At 70.5% G+C, this 22255-nt stretch carries 23 protein-coding genes; 6 read left to right on the forward strand and 17 right to left on the reverse strand.

Annotation, left to right across the window (positions count from 1 at the left end):
• Positions 1-5: 5 nt before the first annotated feature.
• The 4 genes from uraH to AB0H78_RS07135 all read right to left on the reverse strand — a co-directional run bounded on the left by uraH (position 6) and on the right by AB0H78_RS07135 (position 1668).
• Positions 6-416 (reverse strand): hydroxyisourate hydrolase, encoded by a 411-nt coding sequence (gene uraH, locus AB0H78_RS07120; protein ID WP_363233242.1) that lies wholly within the window; start codon positions 414-416, stop codon positions 6-8.
• Positions 413-925, reverse strand: coding sequence for a 2-oxo-4-hydroxy-4-carboxy-5-ureidoimidazoline decarboxylase (uraD, locus tag AB0H78_RS07125; RefSeq protein ID WP_363233243.1), 513 nt, complete (start codon positions 923-925; stop codon positions 413-415). The genes uraH and uraD overlap by 4 nt, the downstream gene beginning before the upstream one ends.
• Before the next feature lie 120 nt (positions 926-1045).
• Positions 1046-1408, reverse strand: a complete 363-nt coding sequence (locus AB0H78_RS07130) for a helix-turn-helix domain-containing protein (RefSeq protein ID WP_363233244.1) — start codon at positions 1406-1408, stop codon at positions 1046-1048.
• Positions 1405-1668 carry a hypothetical protein gene (locus AB0H78_RS07135; protein WP_363233245.1) on the reverse strand — a complete coding sequence of 88 codons (264 nt, stop codon included), beginning with the start codon at positions 1666-1668 and terminating at the stop codon, positions 1405-1407. Before AB0H78_RS07135 ends, AB0H78_RS07130 begins: the two co-directional genes overlap by 4 nt.
• 120 nt (positions 1669-1788) lie before the next feature.
• On the opposite strand from AB0H78_RS07135, the gene AB0H78_RS07140 reads away from it, so the two are divergent.
• The 3 genes from AB0H78_RS07140 (at position 1789) to AB0H78_RS07150 (ending at position 5237) form a co-directional block, all read left to right on the forward strand.
• Positions 1789-2613 carry a TIM barrel protein gene (locus AB0H78_RS07140; RefSeq protein ID WP_363233246.1) on the forward strand — a complete coding sequence of 275 codons (825 nt, stop codon included), beginning with the start codon at positions 1789-1791 and terminating at the stop codon, positions 2611-2613.
• Positions 2614-2677: 64 nt separating this feature from the next.
• Complete coding sequence (locus tag AB0H78_RS07145; protein WP_363233247.1) at positions 2678-3568, forward strand: 2-hydroxy-3-oxopropionate reductase; 891 nt, start codon at positions 2678-2680, stop codon at positions 3566-3568.
• A 211-nt stretch (positions 3569-3779) separates the two neighbouring features.
• The gene (locus tag AB0H78_RS07150) at positions 3780-5237 is read left to right on the forward strand and encodes a catalase (protein ID WP_363233248.1); all 1458 of its coding nucleotides are present in this window, start codon (positions 3780-3782) and stop codon (positions 5235-5237) included.
• Positions 5238-5570: 333 nt separating this feature from the next.
• On the opposite strand, the gene AB0H78_RS07155 is transcribed toward AB0H78_RS07150, so the two are convergent.
• Complete coding sequence (locus AB0H78_RS07155; protein ID WP_363233249.1) at positions 5571-6080, reverse strand: GNAT family N-acetyltransferase; 510 nt, start codon at positions 6078-6080, stop codon at positions 5571-5573.
• A 330-nt stretch (positions 6081-6410) separates the two neighbouring features.
• On the opposite strand from AB0H78_RS07155, the gene AB0H78_RS07160 reads away from it, so the two are divergent.
• Positions 6411-6998, forward strand: a complete 588-nt coding sequence (locus AB0H78_RS07160) for a TIGR04222 domain-containing membrane protein (RefSeq protein WP_363233250.1) — start codon at positions 6411-6413, stop codon at positions 6996-6998.
• 72 nt (positions 6999-7070) lie between these two features.
• Here the strand turns inward: AB0H78_RS07160 and gcl are convergent, their stop codons facing one another.
• Positions 7071-8861, reverse strand: coding sequence for a glyoxylate carboligase (gene gcl / locus AB0H78_RS07165; protein ID WP_363233251.1), 1791 nt, complete (start codon positions 8859-8861; stop codon positions 7071-7073).
• Between the two features lie 197 nt (positions 8862-9058).
• Here gcl and AB0H78_RS07170 point away from each other — a divergent pair, with 197 nt between their 5' ends.
• On the forward strand, positions 9059-9817 hold the full coding sequence (locus AB0H78_RS07170; RefSeq protein ID WP_363233252.1) for a hypothetical protein: 759 nt from the start codon (positions 9059-9061) through the stop codon (positions 9815-9817).
• An 82-nt stretch (positions 9818-9899) separates the two neighbouring features.
• A complete protein-coding gene (locus tag AB0H78_RS07175; protein WP_363233253.1) occupies positions 9900-10592 on the forward strand; it encodes a phosphatase PAP2 family protein in 693 nt (230 codons plus the stop codon).
• A 22-nt stretch (positions 10593-10614) separates the two neighbouring features.
• Here the strand turns inward: AB0H78_RS07175 and AB0H78_RS07180 are convergent, their stop codons facing one another.
• Genes AB0H78_RS07180 through AB0H78_RS07230 form a run of 11 tightly spaced genes read right to left on the reverse strand, consistent with a single transcriptional unit; the run spans position 10615 to position 22255 of the window.
• The gene (locus tag AB0H78_RS07180) at positions 10615-11949 is read right to left on the reverse strand and encodes a glutamate-1-semialdehyde 2,1-aminomutase (RefSeq protein WP_363233254.1); all 1335 of its coding nucleotides are present in this window, start codon (positions 11947-11949) and stop codon (positions 10615-10617) included.
• Positions 11950-11956: 7 nt separating this feature from the next.
• Positions 11957-12508 (reverse strand): dTDP-4-dehydrorhamnose 3,5-epimerase, encoded by a 552-nt coding sequence (rfbC, locus tag AB0H78_RS07185; RefSeq protein ID WP_363233255.1) that lies wholly within the window; start codon positions 12506-12508, stop codon positions 11957-11959.
• Positions 12505-13743: a polysaccharide pyruvyl transferase family protein gene (locus AB0H78_RS07190; protein WP_363233256.1), complete on the reverse strand. Its 1239-nt coding sequence runs from the start codon at positions 13741-13743 to the stop codon at positions 12505-12507. Before AB0H78_RS07190 ends, rfbC begins: the two co-directional genes overlap by 4 nt.
• A complete protein-coding gene (locus AB0H78_RS07195) occupies positions 13740-14687 on the reverse strand; it encodes a glycosyltransferase (RefSeq protein WP_363233257.1) in 948 nt (315 codons plus the stop codon). Before AB0H78_RS07195 ends, AB0H78_RS07190 begins: the two co-directional genes overlap by 4 nt.
• A 7-nt stretch (positions 14688-14694) precedes the next feature.
• The gene (locus AB0H78_RS07200; RefSeq protein WP_363233438.1) at positions 14695-16014 is read right to left on the reverse strand and encodes a hypothetical protein; all 1320 of its coding nucleotides are present in this window, start codon (positions 16012-16014) and stop codon (positions 14695-14697) included.
• 5 nt (positions 16015-16019) lie between these two features.
• A complete protein-coding gene (locus tag AB0H78_RS07205) occupies positions 16020-17309 on the reverse strand; it encodes a DUF4910 domain-containing protein (RefSeq protein ID WP_363233258.1) in 1290 nt (429 codons plus the stop codon).
• Positions 17297-18322 (reverse strand): SDR family oxidoreductase, encoded by a 1026-nt coding sequence (locus AB0H78_RS07210; protein ID WP_363233259.1) that lies wholly within the window; start codon positions 18320-18322, stop codon positions 17297-17299. The genes AB0H78_RS07205 and AB0H78_RS07210 overlap by 13 nt, the downstream gene beginning before the upstream one ends.
• Positions 18323-18328: 6 nt before the next feature.
• Complete coding sequence (locus AB0H78_RS07215; protein WP_363233260.1) at positions 18329-19006, reverse strand: PIG-L deacetylase family protein; 678 nt, start codon at positions 19004-19006, stop codon at positions 18329-18331.
• Positions 18973-19767 (reverse strand): sugar phosphate nucleotidyltransferase, encoded by a 795-nt coding sequence (locus tag AB0H78_RS07220; RefSeq protein WP_363233261.1) that lies wholly within the window; start codon positions 19765-19767, stop codon positions 18973-18975. The genes AB0H78_RS07215 and AB0H78_RS07220 overlap by 34 nt, the downstream gene beginning before the upstream one ends.
• Positions 19764-21017 (reverse strand): class I SAM-dependent methyltransferase, encoded by a 1254-nt coding sequence (locus AB0H78_RS07225; RefSeq protein ID WP_363233262.1) that lies wholly within the window; start codon positions 21015-21017, stop codon positions 19764-19766. Before AB0H78_RS07225 ends, AB0H78_RS07220 begins: the two co-directional genes overlap by 4 nt.
• Entirely contained in the window at positions 21014-22255 is a 1242-nt protein-coding gene (locus tag AB0H78_RS07230) for a glycosyltransferase (RefSeq protein ID WP_363233263.1), read from the reverse strand. The genes AB0H78_RS07225 and AB0H78_RS07230 overlap by 4 nt, the downstream gene beginning before the upstream one ends.

Genomic DNA, 22255 nt, shown 5'->3' on the forward strand with positions numbered 1-22255 from the left:
GTCTGCTAGCTCCCTCGGTATACGGAGTAGCCGAACGGGTTGAGCAGCAGCGGTACGTGATAGTGCTCGCCCGCGGTGACGGCGAAAGTGATCGCCACCTCCGGGAAGAACGCAGCGCTGTCCCTTACGCGGGGGGCGTCCTGCTGTGCCTCGGCGGCTTGCTTGTCCTTGCTGTGCTGGTTTTCAAAGGCGTACTGCTCGGTCTGGAAGTCGAGCCGTACGTGGGTGGTTCCTTCCGGCAGCGCCGGCAGGTCCTTCACTCGCCCGTCCGCATCGGTCTTGGAGACGCCGTGGGCGCTCCAGGCACCGTCGAGTCCCGTCCGTACGGACAGCTCGACGGGCACTCCCTCTGCGGGCCGGCCGATGCTGGTGTCCAGGATGTGCGTGGACACCGATGCGGTGGTCTCGGTACTCATGCGGTCTCTTCCTCCACGAGGCGGGTCAGCCGGATGCGGTTGATCTTGCCCAGCTCGGTGCGCACGATCTCGCGCTCCTGCTCGGGCGTATTGCCGATCCGGGCCTTCATCGCGTCGCGCATCTGCTCGCCGGTCGCGCCGGTGGCGCAGATCAGAAAGACATGTCCGAACGTGTCCTGGTAGGCCAGGTTGAGCTCGAGCATCTCCACTTTGAGCTCTTCCGAGGCCCCGGCCATCCCCCGCTGCTCGCGGGAGGAGGTCGGGTCTCCGGGCTTCGGCCGCCCGATCGGCGGGTGTCCTGCCATCGCTTCGGCCAGATCCTCGGCGGTCAGTTCGGCCATGGCGGCGTCGCTGGCGAGGAAGAGGGTTTCGGCGGTGGCGTACGGACGCTGGGCGAGCAGTTTGCTCCCCCATGCCGAACTGGCGCACACCTCGTGGAGCGCGGCCAGGGCCGCACTGTCCTGCTGGGTGTTGAACCGGGAAAGTGCCGGTGAACTGGTCGAAGTCACGGGAGCCTCCGTGGCCTTGGTGCTGGACGGGCTGCGCACAGCTAACGCCCTCGGAAACACCGCGTCAACACTTTGTTGAAAACTTCGCGTTACAAAGAGGACAGGAAGTTACCTGTTGGTTCACTCCGAGCGGTTCAGGTAGTTGTAGACCGTGAAGCGGGAGACACCCAGTGCCCCCGCGACCGTTTCCACCCCGTGCCGTACGGAGAAGGCGCCGCGCGCCTCCAGCGTGCGTACGACCGACTGCTTGGCCCGGCGGTCCAGCTCGGACAGCGGCACTCCGTGCCTGCGTTCCATCGCCGCCAGAATGTGATCGAGGGAGTCCGAGAGCTGGGGCAGGCGTACGGCGAGTACGTCCTCGCCCTCCCACGCCAGTACGACATCGTCGGCCCCGGCCTGGTCGGGCCCGAGTATCTCGGCACCCATGGCGTCCACCAGCGGCTTCACCGCGGCGAGAAGGGGGTGCTCTCCCGGCTCGGTCACTTCTGGCCCTCCCCGTCGCTCTCGCCGATGACGTTGACCTGCAGCGAGACGCGCGTGGCGCCGGCCGCCAGGGACTTGCGCAGCAGCGCGTCGACCGCGGTGAGCACCGCGTCCGCGCCGCCTTCGGCCGTGTTGCCGAAGGGCCCCACGTCCACAGCGTCCAGGGCGGCGCTCTCCACGACCTCACGGGCGACCAGCGCATGCGCGGGGGCCTCGTCGAGGTCGAAGGGCTCGGTCGTGAACTCCACTCTCAATCGCACGCGCTCAACTTAACTCGCGGGCGACGAAATCCGGGAGGCCCTCTTGACAGCTCTGCCGGATTGAAGGCAACCTTCCATCAGGCAGAAAACAACTTCCGCAATACGGAAGGAGCGCATTCGATGGGCCTCAAGGACCAGCGCTTCGATGTGAACCTTTCGATCCTCTTCACGGAACTCCCGCTCCTGGAGCGCCCGGCGGCCGCGGCCGCCGCGGGCTTCACGGCGGTCGAGCTGTGGTGGCCATGGATCGAGACCCCCACGCCCGGGCAGGCCGAGCTCGACGCCCTCAAGAAGGCGCTCGACGATGCCGGCACCCAGCTCGTGGGGCTGAACTTCTACGCGGGCAAGCTCCCCGGCCCGGACCGCGGAGCCCTCTCCGTACCCGGCGAGGAGTCGGACCGTTTCCGCGCCAACATCGACGTCGCCGCGGACTTCGCGGCCTCGGTCGGCTGCAAGGCGCTCAACGCGCTCTACGGCAACCGCGTCGAGGGCACGGACCCGGCGGTCCAGGACGCACTCGCCCTGGAGAACCTGGTGCTGGCGGCCCGTGCGGCCGACCGCGTCGGCGCGATCCTGCTCGTCGAGACCCTCAACAAGCCGGAGTCGCCGCTCTACCCGCTGGTGAGCGCCCCGGCCGCGATCGAGGTCATCGACAAGGTGAACCAGCTCAGCGGACTCGGCAACGCCAAGTTCCTGCTGGACATCTACCACCTGTCGATGAACGGCGAGGATGTCGCCGCCGTCATCGACACCTACGCCGACAAGACCGGCCACGTCCAGATCGCGGACAACCCGGGCCGTGGCGCGCCGGGCACCGGATCGCTGCCGCTCGAGGACCTCCTGGAGCAGCTCGGCAAGGCGGGTTACGAGGGCTGGGTCGGCCTGGAGTACAAGCCGGGCGACCGCCCGAGCGCCGAGGCCTTCGACTGGCTCTCGGTCAACTGACCATATTTACCTGCGTGTTGCTGTATCTACCCGGGGGAAACCCCCGGACCCCGGAGGCATTCCGATGAGCACTCTCCCCAAGATCGCATGGGTCGGCCTCGGCATCATGGGCTCCCCCATGGCCGAGAACCTGATCAAGGCCGGCTACTCCGTCACCGGCTTCACGCTGGAGCAGGACAAGCTGGACCGTCTCGCGGCCGCCGGCGGCTCCGCCGCCTCCTCGATCGCGGCAGCGGTGAAGGACGCCGACGTCATCGTGACGATGGTGCCCGCGTCGCCGCACGTCGAGGCCATCGCGTACGGCGAGGACGGCATCCTGGAGAACGCCCGCCAGGGCGCCCTGCTGATCGACATGTCCTCGATCACCCCGCAGACCTCGGTGGACCTGGCCAAGGCCGCCAAGGACAAGGGGATCCGCGTCCTGGACGCCCCCGTCTCGGGCGGCGAGGCCGGCGCGATCGAGGCCGTGCTCTCCATCATGGTCGGCGGCGAGAAGGCCGACTTCGACGAGGCGAAGCCGCTGCTCGACGCGCTCGGCAAGACCATCGTCCTGTGCGGTCCGCACGGCTCGGGCCAGACGGTGAAGGCCGCCAACCAGCTGATCGTCGCGGTCAACATCCAGGCCTGCGCCGAGGCCGTCGTCTTCCTGGAGAAGTCGGGTGTCGACCTCGCCGCCGCCCTGGACGTCCTCAACGGCGGTCTGGCCGGCTCGACGGTCCTGACCCGCAAGAAGGACAACTTCCTGAACCGGGACTTCAAGCCCGGCTTCCGGATCGACCTGCACCACAAGGACATGGGCATCGTCACCGACGCCGCCCGCAACGTCGGCGCGGCTCTGCCCGTCGGTGGAGTCGTCGCCCAGCTGGTCGCCTCGCTGCGCGCCCAGGGCGACGGCGGCCTGGACCACTCGGCGCTGCTGCGCGGGGTCGAGCGTCTGTCGGGCCAGCAGGTCTGAAGCTACGAGGGGAGCACGACTCCCTCGTAACTTCCCCCAGATTTCCGGGCGGCGGTGGCGCTGACACCTGTCCTGTCGCGCCCAGGCGTCGCCGCCGCCCGGAACACCACACTTCCATTTCAACAAACTGTTGACGTGACGTTCGTGGCGAATTTACGCTCCTCGCACCCCGTCACCCAGCCGTCAGCAGATCCAGCACGGAAGGTCCACCATGTCGAAGCGCGTGCTTACGACCGAGTCAGGCGCCCCGGTAGCCGACAACCAGAACTCCGCATCCGCCGGCCCCGGTGGTCCGCTGCTCCTTCAGGACCAGCACCTGCTGGAGAAGCTCGCCCGGTTCAACCGTGAGCGCATCCCGGAGCGCGTCGTGCACGCACGCGGCTCCGGCGCGTACGGCTACTTCGAGGTGACGGACGACGTCACCGGCTTCACCCGCGCCGACTTCCTCGGAACCGTCGGCAAGCGCACCGAGACGTTCATACGTTTCTCGACCGTGGCCGACTCGCTCGGCGGCGCGGACGCGGTCCGTGACCCGCGCGGCTTCGCGCTGAAGTTCTACACCGAAGAGGGCAACTACGACCTCGTCGGCAACAACACCCCGGTGTTCTTCATCAAGGACCCGATCAAGTTCCCCGACTTCATCCACTCCCAGAAGCGCGACCCCTTCACGGGCAAGCAGGAGGCGGACAACGTCTGGGACTTCTGGGCGCACGCCCCCGAGGCCACGCACCAGGTCACCTGGCTGATGGGCGACCGCGGCATCCCGGCCTCGTACCGCCACATGAACGGCTACGGCTCGCACACCTACCAGTGGACGAACGCCGAGGGCGAGTCCTTCTTCGTCAAGTACCACTTCAAGACGAACCAGGGCGTCCGCTGCCTCTCCGCCGAGCAGGGTGCCGAGCTCGCGGGCAAGGACGGCAACAGCCACCAGACCGACCTGCTGCAGGCCATCGAGCGCGGGGTCAACCCGTCCTGGACCCTGTACGTCCAGGTCATGCCGGCGGCTGAGGCGGCCGACTACCGCTTCAACCCGTTCGACGTGACGAAGGTGTGGCCGCACAGCGACTACCCGCTGCAGCGCGTGGGCCGTCTGGTCCTGGACCGCAACCCGGAGAACGTCTTCGCCGAGGTCGAGCAGGCCGCGTTCTCCCCGAACAACTTCGTTCCCGGCATCGGTCCTTCGCCCGACAAGATGCTGCAGGGCCGCCTCTTCGCGTACGCCGACGCGCAGCGCTACCGGGTGGGCATCAACCACACCCTGCTGCCGGTCAACGCCCCCAAGGCGACGACCGCCGTCAACTACGGCCGCGACGGCGCCATGGCGATCCGCAACGGCTCGCGTACGGACAAGAACTACGAGCCCAACTCCTACCAGGGCCCGGCCCAGACGGACGCGGCGCTCGCAGCCCCGTCCGCCGTGACCGGCTGGACCGGCGCGCAGGCCGCTCCGGCCCACGTCAAGGACGACGACTTCTTCCAGGCGGGCGAGCTCTACCGCCTGATGTCGGACGACGAGAAGTCCCGTCTGATCGCCAACATCGCAGGCGGCCTCTCGCAGGTCACCCGCGACGACGTGATCGAGAAGAACCTGGCCCACTTCCACGCCGCGGACGTCGAGTACGGCAAGCGCGTGGAAGAGGCGGTCCGCGCCCTGCGCGAGGACTAGGCCTCACATCGCTAGACCGCTAGACCGCGGTGGCGACCTGACGGGAGGTCAAGTCGCTGCCGTAGTCCGGACCTTCGGCCCATGAGGGGTGACCGGGGGACGGACGAGACTGAGGACCGCGGCGGAGTTCGCGATGCCAGTGCGGTGGTGAAGACCCCCGGCCCGCTCCTGACCTGAAGGAGCGGCCCCGGAGCGGTCAATCGCCCCGCCGCGGTCCCCTTCTTCCTCCGCCCGGCGGCGGGCGAATGTACTGGTACGCCCAGTCTCGTGTCGCCGGGCGGCACCAACTCTCCACCGAACTGCCCGCCTTCAGCTCCTTCGAAGGCGGGCAGTTCAGCGTGGGGCGGGGGCCCAGCGCAGCGTCATGTCGGGCAGGTTCTCCATGTTGCGGGTGCCGTCGTTCGTGTCGAGGACGGTGAATCCGTGCCGCTCGTAGAAGGCGCGGGCTCCGGTGTTCTGCTGGAAGACGTGCAGGCGCAGGCCTCGTGGGCTGTGCGACCTGACCTCGTCGAGGAGCAGGGTGCCGATCCCCTGGCGGCGGGCGTCGGGCCGCAGATAGAGATGGTCGAGCATGTCGCCGTCGAGGGCTGCGTATCCCAGCACTTCGTCACCGCTCTCGGCGACCCAGACCCGGCACTCCTGGAGCACGACCTCCCGGACCCACCGGACGACCTCCTCGTGCGTGCGCTTCTGCGGCGGCAGGTAGGGCATGGTCGCCGCACGCGAGGCCTGGTGGACGGTCGCGATCGCTTCCGCGTCCGCTGTCACGGCAGGCCGTACCACCGCCTTCACCGGCACCGGTTGCGCCCGACTCCCGGCGCCAGACGCCCTGTTGGCGTCCATGCGCGCGCAGCGCCGTGCAGTCGGCGCAGATCGGTACGGCGTCTGCCCCGGCCGTACGGGCGTCGACCCCAGGAGGACCGGTCGTGTCCGCGCCTGGCGCTCCGGGCCCTCCGGGGCTCCGCGCACAGCGCCCGGATGCGTGCGGCGTCGACGGCGAGCGGCGTCAGGACGTACCGGGGAAGGTTCATCGCGCCATCCCACCACCGGGGATCGAGGACTGCCACCCATTTCCCGTCCTGCGTACCTCAAGCTTTGCTCTGAACACGACCCCGCACGCTTGCGCTGCCCCCGCCGGCGGGCATATCCCTCCCCTAGGGGGAGGTGGGCTTCATGGAGGATGGGTCATCACAGCTCAGCGCAGAGGCAGTTGGGATGCTGCGGGGCGGATCGCGCGCCGCCGTCACCGTGGCCGTCGTGGCGTTGGCACTGCGGGGGGCCGTCACGCCGGGGAAGCCCGGCACGCTGCAGACGTCGGGGACGGCCAGTGGCGCCGAGGGGGCGCTGGAGAAGGCCGTGCATGCCGTACTGCACCGGCCGCTCCCGCTGCGGGATCTGATCGAGGCGCCGCGGGTGCAGGCCGCGCTGGAAGAGGTACGGCGGCCGCTGGTCGAGGGCGGGCTGTGGCGGGAGCGCATGCCGCACCGGACGCGGGCGGGGAAGCAGGCGGTGAAGGAGCTGATGGGTGGGCTCGTACTGCCGGACGGGCCCCATGCCGCCCATGACGTAAGGGAGTTGGCGTGGGATGTGCCCGAGCGGCTGCTCGCCGTCGCGCTGTACGGGGACGCGGGAGTGGCTGCCGTCGTGCCGCATCTCGCCAGGGAGGGCGGGCTCGTCGGGCGGCTTCGGGGCGATGGCGGCAAGGTCGCCCGTGGGGAAGGGGGCCACGCGTACTCCTGCGGGGGCGGGGGCGTCGTCTGAGCGGACGCGCAACGGCCCCCGCCCCGGAGTCAGGTCCGGGGCGGGGGCCGTCCCCCCGTATGAGGCCGCGGGTCAGGCGGTCTTGAGCGGGAGGATCGCCGTCGGGGCGTGACCCGGCTCCGTCGCGATCTCCTCGAACTCCTTGACCGCGCTGATGTCCGCGGTCGGGCTCATCGAGATGTTCGTGACGCGCTCCAGGATCGCCTCGACGACGACCGGCACCCGGTACTCGGCGGCCAGCTTCTTGGCCTCCTCGAACGCGGGGAGCAGCTGGTCGGGCTCGGTGACCCGGATCGCCTTGCAGCCCAGGCCCTCGACGACCTTGACGTGGTCGACGCCGTAGACGCCCAGCTCGGGGGCGTTGATGTTCTCGAACTCCAGGTTGACCTGGAAGTCGATGTCGAAGCCGATCTGCGACTGCCGGATCAGGCCCAGGTAGGCGTTGTTCACCAGCACGTGGACGTACGGGATCTTGTGCTGCGCGCCGACCGCCAGCTCCTCCAGCATGAACTGGAAGTCGTAGTCGCCGGAGAGCGCGACCACGGGCGTCTCGGGGTCGGCGGTGGCGGCACCGAGGGCGGCCGGGATGGTCCAGCCCAGCGGGCCCGCCTGGCCGGCGTTGATCCAGTGGCGCGGCTTGTAGACGTGCAGCATCTGCGCGCCGGCGATCTGGGAGAGGCCGATGGTGGTGACGTAGCGCGTCTCCGGGCCGAAGGCCTTGTTCATCTCCTCGTAGACCCGCTGCGGCTTCATCGGCACGTTGTCGAAGTGCGTACGGCGGTGCAGCGTGGCCTTGCGCTCCAGGTGGGATGCGACCCAGGCGGAGCGGTCGGGCAGCTCGCCCGCGGCCTTCAGCTCCTTGGCGATCTCGACGAAGAGCTCCAGGGCGGCCTTCGCGTCGGAGGCGATGCCGAAGTCCGGGGCGAAGATCTTGCCGATCTGGGTCGGCTCGACGTCGACGTGCACGAACTTGCGGTCCTTGGTGTACACGTCCAGCTTGTAGCCGGTGTGACGGTTGGCCCAGCGGTTGCCGATGCCCAGGACGAAGTCCGACTCCAGGAACGTGGCGTTGCCGTAACGCGTTCCGGTCTGCTGGCCCATCATGCCGGCGTTCAGCTCGTGGTCGTCCGGGATGACGCCCCAGCCCATGAGGGTGGGGATGACCGGGGTGTCGGTCAGCTCGGCGAACTCGACCAGCAGGTCGGAGGCATCGGCGTTGAAGATGCCTCCGCCGGCGATGATCAGCGGGCGCTCGGACTCCAGCAGGAGCTTGATCGCCTTCTCGGCCTGGGCGCGGGTGGCGGCCGGCTTGTAGACGGGCAGCGGCTCGTACGTCTCGGGGTCGAACTCGATCTCGGTCATCTGGACGTCGATCGGGAGGTCGATGAGGACCGGGCCCGGACGGCCGGAGCGCATCAGGTGGAACGCCTGCTGGAAGACGCCGGGGACCTGGGCGGCCTCCAGGACGGTGGTCGCCGACTTGGTGACCGGCTTGGCGATCGAGGCGATGTCGACGGCCTGGAAGTCCTCCTTGTGGAGGTAGGCGACGGGCGCCTGGCCGGTGATGCAGAGGATCGGGATCGAGTCGGCGATCGCCGAGTAGAGACCGGTGATCATGTCGGTGCCCGCGGGGCCCGAGGTGCCGATGCAGACGCCGATGTTCCCGGCGTTGGCCCGGGTGTAGCCCTCGGCCATGTGGGAGGCACCCTCGACGTGGCGGGCGAGGGTGTGGCTGATCCCGCCGCCGGCCTTGAGGGCTGCGTAGAACGGGTTGATCGCCGCTCCCGGAACGCCGAACGCGTTGGTGACGCCTTCGCGCTTGAGGATCTCAACTGCCGCTCGGGCAGCGGTCATACGAGGCATTGAGTACTCCTGCTCGGCCTGTCGGAGTGGGCTCCTGTCGCGCCAGACCTGAGATCGCCCATTTCCGTATTGCGGAAGTTCATTTCTGCTATACGGAAGCAATCTAGAAGCTGCCCGCGCGGCAGTCAAGAGAGGTACACAGAGCCGGATGTGCGAAGTCCCTCCCCAGGCCCTCGCTCCTGGTGGACGATGGACCCATGGGAGAGGCCCCGAAGGAGAACCTGGCGGCGACGAGCGTGCAGGTGCGCTGCCCCGCCTGCCGGCGCGAGCACGACTACGCGGCGCCCGTCTACCCCTGCGCCTGCGGAGCCCCCGTGCTGCCGCCGCTCACCCGGGGCGCGCCCACTGAGCCGATCACCCATCGCACCTGGTCGGAGGGGTGGGTCACGGTCCGGTGCACCGCCTGCGGGCGGCAGGACCAGTGGCCGCAGCCGGAGCTGGGCTGTGGCTGCGGCACGGTGCTGCGGATCCCGGTCGAGCCGGTACGCGCCGAGGCGGTACGCACCGACAGCGCGCCCCCGCCCCCGCCCGCCCACATCCCACTGCCCCGCACGGCCGCCGCTCCCCGCCCCGCCTTCCGCCCGGAGCCCGTACGGACCGCGTACGAAGCCGTCATCACGGCCGCGCGCTATCTCACCTGGCTGGGCTTCGAGGGCGTCGCACCGACCGCCGCACCGGGCGAGCGCCCCGCCACCGGCATCGATCTGCGCGGCCACGGCCTGATCGCCTCCGTCGACCAGGCCGCCCGGCCCGCGGCGCTCCGTGACATCGAATGCCTCTGGCTGCACGGCCTGAGCAGCACGTCACGTACGGCGTTCTTCTCCCTGACCGGATACGCCGACGACGCCCTGGCCCGCGCGGAGGAGCTCCGCATCCCGCTGTTCGTCCTGGATCCGGCGGGCACCGCCCGGCCCTCGAACGGCCCGGCCGACGAACTGGTGAGTACGGGCGCCTGATCCGGGCGGGATGCCAAGACGCCGTCGAGCGCGGGCAGTTACCCTCATTGGAGGGTATGTCCGACACGACGGGGGGCTCGCGTTGGATCGCCTGCCAGAAACAGACCTGGAAGCGACCGGCCCGCCGGCGCCCGCCGTGCTGCCCACGGCGCTGCGCGCACCACTCGGGCTGATCGCGGTCCTCGCCGCGCTGGTGGTCGCCGTGCTCGGCGTCCTCTACGCGGGCCACAGCGAGTCCGGCAGGGTGGACAGATGGTTCGTCCTGCCGACGCAGGACAGTGTGCGGCCGCCGTGGCGGACCGTCGCTCTGTTCCTGGACTTCTGGGGGGAGCCCGCCGGATCGGCGGTGCTGATCGCGGCCGCCGTGGCGGGCTGCCTGCTGCTCCGGCGTCCTCGCGCAGCGGTGTTCGTCGTCGTCGGCACCGCCCTCGCCGTGGGGACGACCACGCTGGTCAAGTCCCTTGTGGGACGCACCATCCATGGTGACGACAATCTGTCCTATCCGAGCGGACACACCGCTTTCGCCACCGCGCTCGCCCTCATGGCGGCGCTGCTCACGATCGGCAGGCTGGGGCTCGGCAGGACGGCGAGCACCCTGCTCGTGGTCACCGCCGCGCTGGTGGCCGGCTCCGCCATGGGCTGGGCCGAGGTCGCCCTGAGCGCGCACTACCCGACCGACGTCCTCGGCGGCTGGTGCACCGCGCTGGCGGTGATCCCGGCCGCCGCCTGGCTGGTCGACCGGGTGGCCGACCGGCGGCGGCCGGGGCGTCGCTGAGCCGAGGCGACCTCACCTCACGTCACGCCAGGCGGCGGAACACCGGCTTCACCGGCCGCCCGGCCAGCCAGGGGGCGGGGCCGCCGGCGTCGAGTGCCTTCCGGTAGACCGCACAGGCCTGTGCGACCACATCGACGGTGCGGTCGATGTCGGCGTCGTCGAGCGCGCTGCTCACCACGAACGACGGGGCAAGGATTCCGCCCGCGAGGAGCTGGCGCAGGAACAAGGTGCGGTACTCCTGTGACGGTTGCCCGTTCTCGTCCAGCGTGGCGAAGACCAGATTGCTGGCCCGGCCACGGACGACGACATGCTCGCCGACGCCCGAGCTCGCCGCGACGTCGCGGACACCGGCGGCCAGCCGCTCACCGAGGGCGTGCAGCCGGTCGGTGATGCCCTCTTCGGCGTAGGTGGTCTGCACGGCCATCGCGGCGGCCAGGGAGTGCGTTTCCGCGCCGTGCGTGGTGGACAGCAGGAACACCCGGTCGTCGGAGTGCCGCAGCCCACCCCGCTCCATCAGTTCGCGGCGTCCGGCGAGCGCGGAGACGGCGCACCCGTTGCCCAGCGCCTTACCGAAGGTGGAGAGGTCGGGGACCACGCCGTACAGACCCTGGGCGCCCGCCTCGGACCAGCGGAAGCCGGTGATCATCTCGTCGAAGACGAGTACACAGCCGTGCCGGTCGGCGAGTTCGCGCAGTCCGGCGAGGTAGCCGGGCGGTGGCTCGGCGTGCCCGGCGGGTTCCAGGATCAGACAGGCGATCTCGTCCTCGTACCGGGTGAGCAGCGCCTCCGTCGCGGCCAGGTCGCCGTACGGAAAGGCCACGGTGAGCTCGGTGGTCGCCGCCGGGATGCCGGCGGACATCGGCGTGGTGCCGATGAACCAGTCGTCGACGGAGAAGAACGGATGGTCGCCGCAGATCGCCACCCGCGGTCGCCCGGTGAAGGCGCGGGCGAGGCGCACCGCGGCGGTGGTGGCATCGGAGCCGTTCTTCGCGAACTTCACCATCTCTGCGGTCGGCACCGTGGCCAGGAAACGTTCCGCGGCCTCGACCTCCACGATGGATGGCCGTACGAAGTTGCTGCCGCGGTCGAGTTCCCGCCGCACCGCCTCGGTCACACGCGGGTGGGCGTGACCGAGACTGACCGACCGCAGCCCGGAGCCGTACTCGATGTACTGGTTGCCGTCGATGTCCCACACATGGGCACCGCGGCCGTGGCTGATCACCGGGGCCAGGTGCTCGGGATACTGGTCGTCGCCCTTGGCGTAGGTGTGCGCGCCTCCGGGGATCATGGCGTGCAGCCGCTCGTTCGCCAGCCGCGACCGGGGCAGGTCGAATCCGCCGATGTCGTTGGTGTTCACTCTGTCCTCAGCTCTCTAGGTGCTTGAGTACCGCGGCCAGGGGCGGCGCCTCTCTGTCCCGCTGGGACATCGATATGGCCGGCAGCGGCCAGGGGATGGAGAGTTCGGGGTCGTCGAAGGCGATCGTCACGTCCTCGGCCGGATCGTGCGGGCGGTCGATCCGGTACGAGGTGTCGGCGGTTTCGGTCAGCGCCTGGAAGCCGTGCGCGCACCCCGCCGGGATGTACAGGGTCGTCTGCGTCTCGCCGGACAGCTCGAAGAACCCCCGGCCCAGGTACGTCGGCGAGTCCGGCCGCAGGTCCACGACGACGTCGAAGATCTGCCCGTACGAGCACCGCACCAGCTTGGCCTCGCCCGCGCCGGAGCGCAGATGCAGGCCGCGCAGCACGCCCCGCGCCGAGCGGGACAGGCTGTCCTGGATGAAGGAGTCCGGGTCGATGCCCACCGAGCGGACCACATCGGCGTCGAAGGTGCGGCAGAAGAAGCCGCGCTCGTCGGCGAAGGGCGTCGGTTCGAAGAGGTACGCGCCCGCGATCTGCGGGACTTGGGTCGCTTTCATGGTGTCTTCCGCTCTGTGGGGGCGTGCGGGTGGCCGGTCGCGGGGAACAAGGCCGCGCTCAGGGCCGTGAACTGGTCCTCGATCTGCCGGGCGGCGACGAGGTTCCGCTCGGCGAGGGTCTGCCTCAGCTCGGCCGACCTCTGCTCCAGCTCCCGGAACTGCTCGAGGAGCCGGTCGGCGTCGACCTCGCCGGCCGGGTGGCAGTACGCGGCAAGGCCCATCCGGTCCATGACCGCCTCGCTCTTCGCCGCATAGCTGAGGGCGAGCGTCGGTGTGCCGGCCTTCAGCGCGCAGATCAGGTTGTGGTAGCGGGTTGCCACCACGGTGTCGGCGGCCGCCGTCTCCTTCATCAGGTCGTCCAGCGAGGCCACTTCGGCGTCGGTGACCAGCGGTGAGTCCACCGCGTCGAGGATCGCGGCGACCACCGGCGCATCGCACGCGTCGCCGGTGAGCAGGCGGACCGGCCTGCCGTCGTCGACCAGCGCGCGGACGAACCGGATCACCCCGTCGAGGTAGCGCCGGTGGATCTCGTCCGCCCTGGCGCGGTCGTCGTTGCCGCCGTGGAAGTCCATGACACCGACACAGACCGTGCCCGGCGGGCCCGAGGGCGCGTTCGTCCGCGGTGCCGGCAGGGCGAACGCGAGGTCCGGGTGGACCCCGTCGTGCGCCGTGTCCACGCCCATCTCCCGCATCGCGTCGCGGGACGGGTTGTCCCGGTACGAGCGGAAGGCGGCCAGCCGCGCCGACCAGCGCACCAGGGCCCGGGTCGGCCGGTTGCCGATCGGGGCGGCACCGACTCCGACCAGGGCGACCGGGGTGCGCAGCAGCCGGCCGCTCGCGCAGAGCAGGAACAGGGAGTACGGGAAGCCCCACGGCCGCAGCGGCAGCGTGGCCTCCAGTACGCCCATGCCCGGCACGATCACCACGTCGTGCCCGCGCACCCAGGCAGCTGTGCGGAAGGCGTCGACGAATTTGCCCAGCCCCTTGCCCACGACCGCGCCCACACGTGACGCGGTCCGGTACTCGCCGCGGTTCCAGTGCAGCCGCGTCGTGGGAATCCCGTACCGCGCCGCGACCACCTCGGCTCCGCCGCACAGCGCGTCCACGACCGCCCGCGGGTGCTCGGCGCGCAGATAGCCGAGCACGGCTTCGAGCGATCCGTCGTTGCCGAGGTTGCCGGAGCCGAGCAGGCCGAACACCCCTACGCGCACAGGGGTTTCCCTGGCGGCTGTCACACCTGCCTCCCCTCACGGCCGGCGACGAGGGCGTCGACGGACACGGTGAGTTCGGCCGGGTCGACCGGGGCGCGGTCCTCGACCCGCTCGCCGGTGCCGGGCCTGACCCGGCTGGTCATCCATGCGGCGAGGTGGCGGCGGCATGCGCGCCGGTCGGCCGGGGACAGCGGCGCCCGTCGTATCGCCGAGGTGAAGCCCCAGAGGTACTCGGCGAGCAGCCGGGGCGTCGGGTGCAGCAGGCCTGCCCTGCGCGGGTCCAGGTTGATGCACCGGGAGCGCTTGGAGGGGTTCGCCCGCTCGGCGCGGGTGGGGTGGTCGCGGCGGAAGTACAGCAGCTCGGGCACCTGGTGGAAGCGGCCGTGCAGCGCGATCTCGGCGACGAAGGTGCGGTCCGCGTGGTGGTAGCTGTCCAACGGCTTGACCCGGCGCAGCACATCGGCCCTGATCACCCCGTAGAAGTCGTCGCCACCGGGCTCGAACAGCAGGCTGCGGAAGCGCTCCGGTGCGTGCGGGGAGCCGGTGTCGAGCGTGTACTCGTACGGGACCGTCACCTGGCCCGCGCCGTCGATGATCGCCTGGTCGCTGTGCGCGAGGATCACGTCCGGCTGTTCGTCGAGCGCCTCTATGCAGCGGCGCAGCAGGTCGCGGGCGTACAGGTCGTCGTGCGAGGCCCACTTGAACAGCTCGCCGCGGCACTCGTCGAACACCCGGTTGTGGTTCGGGGTCGCGCCGATGTTCCGGGGCAGCCTGAGGTAGCGGATGCGTGAGTCCTGGGCCGCGTACTTGTGGCAGATCTCCTCGGTCCCGTCGGTCGACGCGTTGTCGGAGACGACCAGTTCGAAGTCCTCGAAGGTCTGGCCCAGCAGGGCGTCGAACGATTCGGCCAGGTACTCCTCGCCGTTGTACACGGGGAGGCCGATGCTCAGTCTGGGTCGAGCGGTCATGAGGTCCTCACTTTGGAGATGGTGTGGGGGTGTTGGAGAGGGTGAGGGCGTCGCGCTCGCGCAGGGCGGACCGCAGCTGCAGCCACCACACCGCCGAAGCGCAGACGTTCGCGGCGGCGACGCCCCAGGCCGAGCCGACGGTGCCGGCCAGGGCCGCCCCGCCGAGCCCTCCGCCGACGTAACAGAGGGAGGCGAACAGCTGGCAGCGCAGGCTGCGCCGGGCCGCGGCCAGGGCGCGCAGCCCGGCCGCCGCGCCGACTCCGAGGCCGGCGCCCGCGACGCCGACCGTGGCGGGCACGATGAGCTGCGAGGCGGAGTGCCAGACCTGGCCGAGCACGTGTTGGCCCGCCCAGTCCGGCACCAGCAGCAGTGCGCCGCCCCAGAACAGCGCGGCGGTGGCCAGTCCGCCGGCCAGCAGGAAGCAGAAGGAGCCCAGCCGGTGCGGGGTCTGCCGCAGCACCCGGGCCGCCTCCGGGACGGTGACGAGCGAGAGGCCCATCAGTACGGCGAGGAACGGGCCGAGCAGGAGTTCGGCGCCGCGGACCGCACCCACGGCGCTGACCCCGGCGATCGCGCCGAGCCCGTACGCCCGCAGTTGACTCGCGCCGCTGAGGCTGACGTTCTCGACCAGGTAGCGGTAGCCGAGGTCGCGCTGCTCGCGCAGCCACGCGCGCGCCCGGGTCGGCCGGGGCCGGATGCCGGACTGGAAGCAGCCGTACGCCGCGGCCACCGCGGCGGTCCCGCCCCAGGCGAGCACGAAGGCTTCCACCGTGCCCACGCGAGCCGCGATCACCAGGGCAGGGAGGAGCGCGATGCCCCACACGACGTCGTTGAAGAACGCCTTCCTGCCGGCGCCCGCGGCGAAGAACGCGAACCGCCACGCGTCCTGCAGCAGCAGCCCGGGCAGCACCACACCGAGGACGGTGAACGCGGTCCCCAGACGGCCGCCGAAGCCCAGCCCGATCACCAGGGCCACCACGCCGATGACACATCCGACGCCGAGCGCGGTACCCATGGCCCGGGCGGTCGCCGCGCGCCATGCCGCGTCCGGCGCGTCGCTGAAACGCACCACGAGCGGGTCGGATGCCAGCCCGCGGGAGATGTTGAGCACCACGCCGTAGGTCACCCAGGTCAGGGTGAACAGACCGAACGCGGTCAGCCCCAGCGAGCGGGCCACGTACATCCCCACCAGGAAGTTGCTGATGCTGGATGCCGCCTGGTCGGCCAGCCCCCAGGACAGTCTGCGGGCCATGGACCGCGAGAAGGACGGCCGGGCGTGTCCGGCCGGGGCCTTCGCTACCGGGGTCCTCTCCCCCTCGGTGGTCATCGGCGTCATGCCTTGATCAGCCCGGCGCCGCGCAGGGCGTCGGCCGCGGCGGCGACGGTGTCGAACGGCAGACCGGCCCGCTCGGCGACGTCGAGGAGACTGTGCTCGCCGTCGGAGAGGCTGAGCACCCAGAGCATGGCCATCTGGGCCTGCTTGGTGTCGCTGCGGCCGCCGAGCGCGTCGTACAGACCGCGCCGGCCCAGCTGTGGTTCGCCGTACGGGCTCAGGTTGAGGTACCGCCGGTTGCGGTCGAGCACGGCGAACGCCTCGCGGCAGACGGCGAGGGTGTCCTCCATGGCCTCCGGGGTGACGAAGTCCGGGTTGTCCGCCGAGGTGTGGTACTCGGGATAGCCGGCGTACGGGGTACGGCTGAGCGAGCCCACGCCGAGATTGAACCCGGGCGAGCAGTACTGCCGCTCGTCGTAGCCGTACGGGGTGAACTCCCGTGTCTCGTGCGGCCGTTCGGAGACTTGGAGGACGTGTCGCATCACCCGGTCGATCTCGGCGTCGCCACGCCTGCTCTGTTTGTACGTCAGCCGGCCCCGGTCTCCGGCGCAGGCCAGCACGAGGCCGTGCTTGACCCTCTCCACCCGTTCCGCGTTGCGGGCCAGCCAGGTGATCGCCCCGATGGTGCCGGGCGCGAAGATGAACCGGTAGGTGTAGTACGGCGTCTGCTCCGCTTCGGCCAGTGCGCGGGCGAGGTACGTCGCCACGGCGATGCCGGCCAGGTTGTCGTTGGCCAGCGACGGGTGGCAGACGTGGCAGGAGACGATCACCTCGTCGGAGACCTGCCCGGGGACGACGTGCTCGGCATAGGTGAGGTGGCCGTCCGCGAGGGTGGAGTCGATGCGTACCTCGTACTCACCGTCCTCCATCGCGTCCAGGGTCTCCTGGGCCAGGCAGAAACCCCATTCCGGTGTGTAGTAGCTGGTGCGGTACGGCACCCAGGACGGTTGGTCGGGAAGGGTGTGCAAGTGCCCGCGCAGCTCGGCCAGTTGCATGGTCGCCGAGACAGGGACGCTGTATCCGAGCACATGCAGGCTGGACGCGGCGAAGTCGACGACCCGGCGGCCCGAGGAGTCGGCGACGTACGCGTCCCGGATGTTCCACTCCTGCGGCACCGTCCAGTCGAGGACCTGCGTCCCGGTCGGCACCTCGTGCACCTGGAGCGGGATGTACTCGCCGACGATGTCCAGCGTGGCACGCACGCCGTCGCCGGTGATGCTCCGGCAGAGCGGATACAGCCGCTCCACCAGCGTATGCATCTCCGGTCCTGTCCCTGTCATCGGCGCCACCGCAGGGTCTCGTCGACGGTGCCGGCCTCGGAGGCCGCGCGCAGGACGGCGAGGCGGGTGAAGCGTCGCTCGAAGTCCTCCGCCGTGAGCCCGTGTTTGCGGTAGGCGTCGGCGAGTTCGAGGGCGCCGGCCTTCACCGTCCACTCGCAGTCGAAGCCGGGAATCGCGGCGCGGAACTTGGAGAAGTCCACCCGGTAGGACCGCGGATCGGCCCCGGCCTCTCCGGTGATCACCACCTTCGCGCCGGACACCGCCTCGGCGACCTGCTCGGCGATCTGGGCCACCGTGACGTTGTTGATCTCGCTGCCGATGTTGAACGCCTGGTCGTGCACCGCTTCGCGCGGTGCGCTCAGCGCGGCCGTGAAGGCGCGGGCGATGTCGGCGGCGTGCACCAGCGGGCGCCACGGGGTGCCGTCGGAGAGCACCAGGACCTCGCCGGACAGCAGCGCGTGGCCCACCAGGTTGTTGAGGACGATGTCGGCGCGCAGCCTCGGTGAGTAGCCGAAAGCGGTGGCGTTGCGCATGTACACCGGGGTGAAGTCGCCGTCGGCCAGGGCGTGCAGGTCGTCCTCCACACGCACCTTGGACTCGGCGTACGGCGTCACCGGGCGCAGCGGGGCGTCCTCGGCCACCAGGCCGGAGCCGCCGGAGGCGCCGTACACCGAGCAGGTCGACGCGTACAGGAAGCGCCGCACTCCCGCCTCGCGGGCCAGCCGGGCCAGGTGTACGGACGCGTGGTGGTTGATGTCGTATGTGAGGTCGGGCGCCAGCGATCCCAGCGGGTCGTTGGAGAGCGCGGCCAGGTGGATCACGGCGTCGACCCCGGCCACGTGTTCGGCCGTGACGTCGCGCAGGTCCACCCGGTGCCCTGAGGGGTCCGCGGGAGGCGGGCCCAGGACGCAGTCGGCGAACAGGCCTGCGTCGAGTCCGACGACCTCGTGTCCTGCGGCTGCGAGGACCGGTGCCATCACGGTGCCCAGATAGCCTTGGTGTCCGGTCAGTAGTACGCGCAAGGTGGTTCAACCCCCCAGGTTGAGAACGAGTTTGGTCACGGCGAACGCCTCGGCGTAGCGCTCGTGGCATTCGATTCCGCGGATGCGGGCGAGGCCGAGGAAGGCCTCGCGGTCGTACCAGGGCCGGTGCCGCTGCGAGGCGTAGTGCTCCTGCAGCAGCCGCACCTTCTCTTCGGCGATTTCCGGCGCGAGCGGCTGGTAGGCCACCGGGCGGCCGAGATCGCCGTCCCACTTGACGATCTCGTAGCCGAGGACGAGGTGGTCGCGGAACGCGGTGGGGATCAGCTTCGCCAGGCCGCGGTGGTCCTGGTGTGCGTCATCGGTGCGCGGGGCGAGGATCAGGTCGGGATCGGTGCCCGCGCGCAGTTCCTCGACCGCCGCCTTGGCCTCTTCCCAGTGCACGGGCATCCGGCCGTCCGGCAGTTTGAGCACGGTCAGCCGCAGGTCGGCGCCCGGGCAGAACGCGGCGAGCGCGGCCTGCTCCTCCTGTTCGCGTTCGGTGCCGCCGCCCGAGAGCACCAGCGCGTCGACGCGGATGCCAGGACGCGCGTGGCACAGCGTGAGCAGGGTGCCGCCGGCGCCGATGGCGATGTCGTCGCAGTGCGCGCCCACCGCGACGATCCTCTCCGGCGGCCGACCGCCCAGTCCGATCACGCGCCCACCCCTGCGTTGTCCCGCTCCCATACGGCCCACGGGCGGTCGCCCCTGGCGTAGGCGGAGTCGAGCGCGGCGCGCTCCTTGACGGTGTCGGTCGGCTTCCAGAATCCGCGATGCTGGTGCGCCACCAGCCTTCCCCGCTTGGCCAGTTGGGCGCATCCGTCGGCGACCAGGTCACCGCCCTCCGGGATGTGGTCGAAGACTTCCTGGCGGAGTACGAAGTAGCCGCCGTTCTCCCACATCGGCAGTTCGCTCACCGGGGTGATGCCCCCGACCAGACCGTCCTCGCCCAACTCCACGCAGTGGAAGGAGGATTGGGGCGGGACCACCATCATCGACGCACCGGCGTCGCGTGCGGCGAAGCGGTCGATCATCTGCGGCAGCGGGGCGTCGGTGAGCACGTCGGCGTAGTTGGCGAGGAACATCTCGTCGCCGTCCAGGTGGTGGCGCACCCGGCGCAGCCGCTCCCCGATCGGTGACTCGATGCCGGTCTGCGCGAACGTGATCGTCCAGTCCGAGATGTCGGTGGAGAGCAGTTCGGTCTTCCCGCCGCGCAGCACGAAGTCGTTGGACGTCGTCTCCTCGTAGTTGAGGAAGAAGTCCTTGATGTGGTGGGCGCCGTAGCCGAGGCACAGGATGAACTCCGTGTGCCCGAAGTGCGCGTAGTAGCGCATGACGTGCCAGATCAGCGGCCTGGGGCCGACCATCGCCATCGGCTTGGGCACGTCGTCGGATGCTCCGTTGCGCATGCGCATCCCGTAACCGCCGCAGAACAGGACGACCTTCATACCGCACCCTCTTTCACGACGGGCACCTCGACGATGCTCAGTTCCGGGATGGGGAAGACCAGGCGGCCGCCCCACTCCCCCACGTACGACAGCTGCTCGACCAGTTCGGCCCGCAGGTTCCAGGGGAGGACGAGTACGTAGTCCGGTTTGTCGGCGGCGATCTGCTCGGGCGGCAGGATCGGAATGCGGGTGCCCGGCGTGAACCTGCCGTGCTTGTACGGGTTGCGGTCGACCGTGTACGCGAGCAGGTCGGGGCGGATGCCGCAGTGGTTGAGCAGGGTGTTGCCCTTGCCCGGGGCGCCGTAGCCGACGACCGTCTCGCCGCGTTCGGCCGCGGTGATGAGGAACTTCAGGAGGTCCCGGCGCACCTTGGCCACCCGTGCGGAGAACTCGGTGTACCCCGACAGTTCCTGCAGCCCGGCGGCCTTCTCGCGCGCCAGTACGTCGGCCACGCGCGGGCTGGGCTCTCCGGCGGTCTCGGCCGGCCGCGACCAGAGCCGGATGGAGCCGCCGTGCGTGGGCAGCAACTCGACGTCCACCAGGGTGAGTCCGCCGCTCGCGAGGGCCCGGATGGCGGAGGCGACCGTGTAGTACTGGAAGTGCTCGTGATAGATCGTGTCGTACTGGTTGTCCTCGATCAGGGTCAGCAGGTGCTGCACCTCGATGGAGACCCAGCCGTCGTCGGCGACCAGGGCCCGCAGCCCCTGGGTGAAGCCGATGACGTCGGGGATGTGCGCGTACACGTTGTTGGCGACGACCAGGTCCGCAGGTCCGTGCTCCTCGCGGGCGGCCGATGCCGTGTCCGGGCTGAGGAACGCCGTGAGCGTGGGCACCCCCGCGTCCCGGGCCGCCGCACCGACGTTGACCGACGGTTCGATGCCCAGGCAGCGGATCCCCCGGTCCACCACATGCTTCAGCAGGTAGCCGTCGTTGCTCGCGACCTCGACCACGAAGGCGTCGGCGCCCAGGCCCACCCGCTGCACGGCGTCGTCGACGAACGTGCGCGCGTGCTCCACCCAGGAGGTCGAGAAGGAGGAGAAGTACGCGTACTCGCTGAACGTCTCCTCCGGTGTGATCAGCGGCGGTATCTGCGCCAGCCAGCAGTCGGTGCAGACCCGCAGGTGCAGCGGGTACGCCGGTTCGGCCCTGTCCAGTTGGTCCGCGGCGAGAAAGCTCTCGCACGGCGGCGTCGCCCCGAGATCGACGACACTCGTCATCGCTTGTGAGCCGCAGAGTCGGCATTGCGTCATGTGCTGTCCCCATCCCCCCTGCTCGCGCGGGAATCCCCGCCGCGAGTCTGTGCTGACCGACCCGCGATCGCGGTGCGGTACTCCTCCAGCAGGCGCTCCAGGCCGACGGCCGGGCTGAAGCCCTGTTCGTAGCGGCGCCGGGCCGCCTGGCCCATCTCCCGGTTGCGGGCAGGACCCTCCGCGATCCGGCGGATGCAGGACGCGAGCGAAGCGCTCTCGCCCGGCCGGTGCAGCAGCCCGGTCACCCCGTCGTCGACGAGTTCGACGAAGGCGCCGTGGCCGGCGGCGACGGTCGGCACCCCGGCCGCCATCGCCTCGACGACGACCAGGCCGAACGCCTCCAGCCACGTCGAGGGCGCCACCACGGCGACCGACCGCGCGATGGCCTTCTGGCACTCCGCCGTGTCGTACAGGCCGACGTAGCGCACGTCGTCCCTGCCTGCCGCCCACGCGGTCACCTCGTCCTCCAGCGGCCCGGTGCCGACGATCATGAGCGGCACCCCCACACCGCCGCCCGCCGCGATCTCGTCCCACGCGGCCATGAGCAGCCGCACCCCCTTGGCCTCCGCGAGCCGGCCGAGGTAGAGCAGATGCTCGCCGTCGCCCTCCCTGCGGGCGTCCGGGTCGGGGACGAAGTTGTGCTTCACCGCGAGCCGTTCGGCCGGCATGCCCGCCCCCACCAGGACGTCGCGCTGTGCCGCGGAGATGCAGAGGAACCGCTCCACGCCGGTCCACCACCGCCGCCGGTTGACGGACAGGCTGACCGCGAGCGGCACCGTCGCCAGGCGCGAGCCCCGGTAGCAGCCGTGCCGTACGGCGGGCAGCGGCGTCGAGCCGACGCACTCGGTGCACGGCTTGCCGTCGCGCTGGAGCGTGCCGGGCGGGCAGACCTGGGTGTAGTTGTGCAGCGTGGCGACGGCGGGCACGCCCGCGTCGGCGCAGGCGGCAAGAACCGCGGGCGACAGCAGCGGGAAGACGTTGTGGACATGGACGATGTCCGGCCGCTCGGTGCGCAGCCGGGTGGCGAGTTCGGTGCGGACCGCAGGGTTCCACGGCACACGGAGCGGCAGCGCGGCCTTGGCAAGGAGCGACAGGGAGGCGATGTCGTCGCTGCGCCGCTCGAACACCTCGACCCGGTGGCCGGCCGCACGCAGCAGCTCCACCTCCTGGTCGACGACCTTGTTCTCGCCGCTCGGCTGCGCCGAGGCGTAGCGGTTGTGCACCACGAGGACGTCCAT

The organism is Streptomyces sp. NPDC050738, from assembly GCF_040654175.1.
Classification (GTDB): domain Bacteria; phylum Actinomycetota; class Actinomycetes; order Streptomycetales; family Streptomycetaceae; genus Streptomyces.

What these genes read in the sequence shown, in the direction of transcription:
- rfbC (WP_363233255.1), bottom strand. Translation starts at nt 12,508, where the DNA reads ATGAAAGCGACCCAAGTCCCGCAGATCGCGGGCGCGTACCTCTTCGAA.
- AB0H78_RS07145 (WP_363233247.1), top strand. Translation starts at nt 2,678, where the DNA reads ATGAGCACTCTCCCCAAGATCGCATGGGTCGGCCTCGGCATCATGGGC.
- AB0H78_RS07150 (WP_363233248.1), top strand. Translation starts at nt 3,780, where the DNA reads ATGTCGAAGCGCGTGCTTACGACCGAGTCAGGCGCCCCGGTAGCCGAC.
- AB0H78_RS07170 (WP_363233252.1), top strand. Translation starts at nt 9,059, where the DNA reads ATGGGAGAGGCCCCGAAGGAGAACCTGGCGGCGACGAGCGTGCAGGTG.
- AB0H78_RS07155 (WP_363233249.1), bottom strand. Translation starts at nt 6,080, where the DNA reads ATGGACGCCAACAGGGCGTCTGGCGCCGGGAGTCGGGCGCAACCGGTG.
- AB0H78_RS07160 (WP_363233250.1), top strand. Translation starts at nt 6,411, where the DNA reads ATGGAGGATGGGTCATCACAGCTCAGCGCAGAGGCAGTTGGGATGCTG.
- uraH (WP_363233242.1), bottom strand. Translation starts at nt 416, where the DNA reads ATGAGTACCGAGACCACCGCATCGGTGTCCACGCACATCCTGGACACC.
- AB0H78_RS07220 (WP_363233261.1), bottom strand. Translation starts at nt 19,767, where the DNA reads ATGAAGGTCGTCCTGTTCTGCGGCGGTTACGGGATGCGCATGCGCAAC.
- AB0H78_RS07200 (WP_363233438.1), bottom strand. Translation starts at nt 16,014, where the DNA reads ATGACCACCGAGGGGGAGAGGACCCCGGTAGCGAAGGCCCCGGCCGGA.
- AB0H78_RS07215 (WP_363233260.1), bottom strand. Translation starts at nt 19,006, where the DNA reads ATGGGAGCGGGACAACGCAGGGGTGGGCGCGTGATCGGACTGGGCGGT.
- AB0H78_RS07140 (WP_363233246.1), top strand. Translation starts at nt 1,789, where the DNA reads ATGGGCCTCAAGGACCAGCGCTTCGATGTGAACCTTTCGATCCTCTTC.
- gcl (WP_363233251.1), bottom strand. Translation starts at nt 8,861, where the DNA reads ATGCCTCGTATGACCGCTGCCCGAGCGGCAGTTGAGATCCTCAAGCGC.
- AB0H78_RS07230 (WP_363233263.1), bottom strand. Translation starts at nt 22,255, where the DNA reads ATGGACGTCCTCGTGGTGCACAACCGCTACGCCTCGGCGCAGCCGAGC.
- AB0H78_RS07195 (WP_363233257.1), bottom strand. Translation starts at nt 14,687, where the DNA reads ATGACCGCTCGACCCAGACTGAGCATCGGCCTCCCCGTGTACAACGGC.
- AB0H78_RS07225 (WP_363233262.1), bottom strand. Translation starts at nt 21,017, where the DNA reads ATGACGCAATGCCGACTCTGCGGCTCACAAGCGATGACGAGTGTCGTC.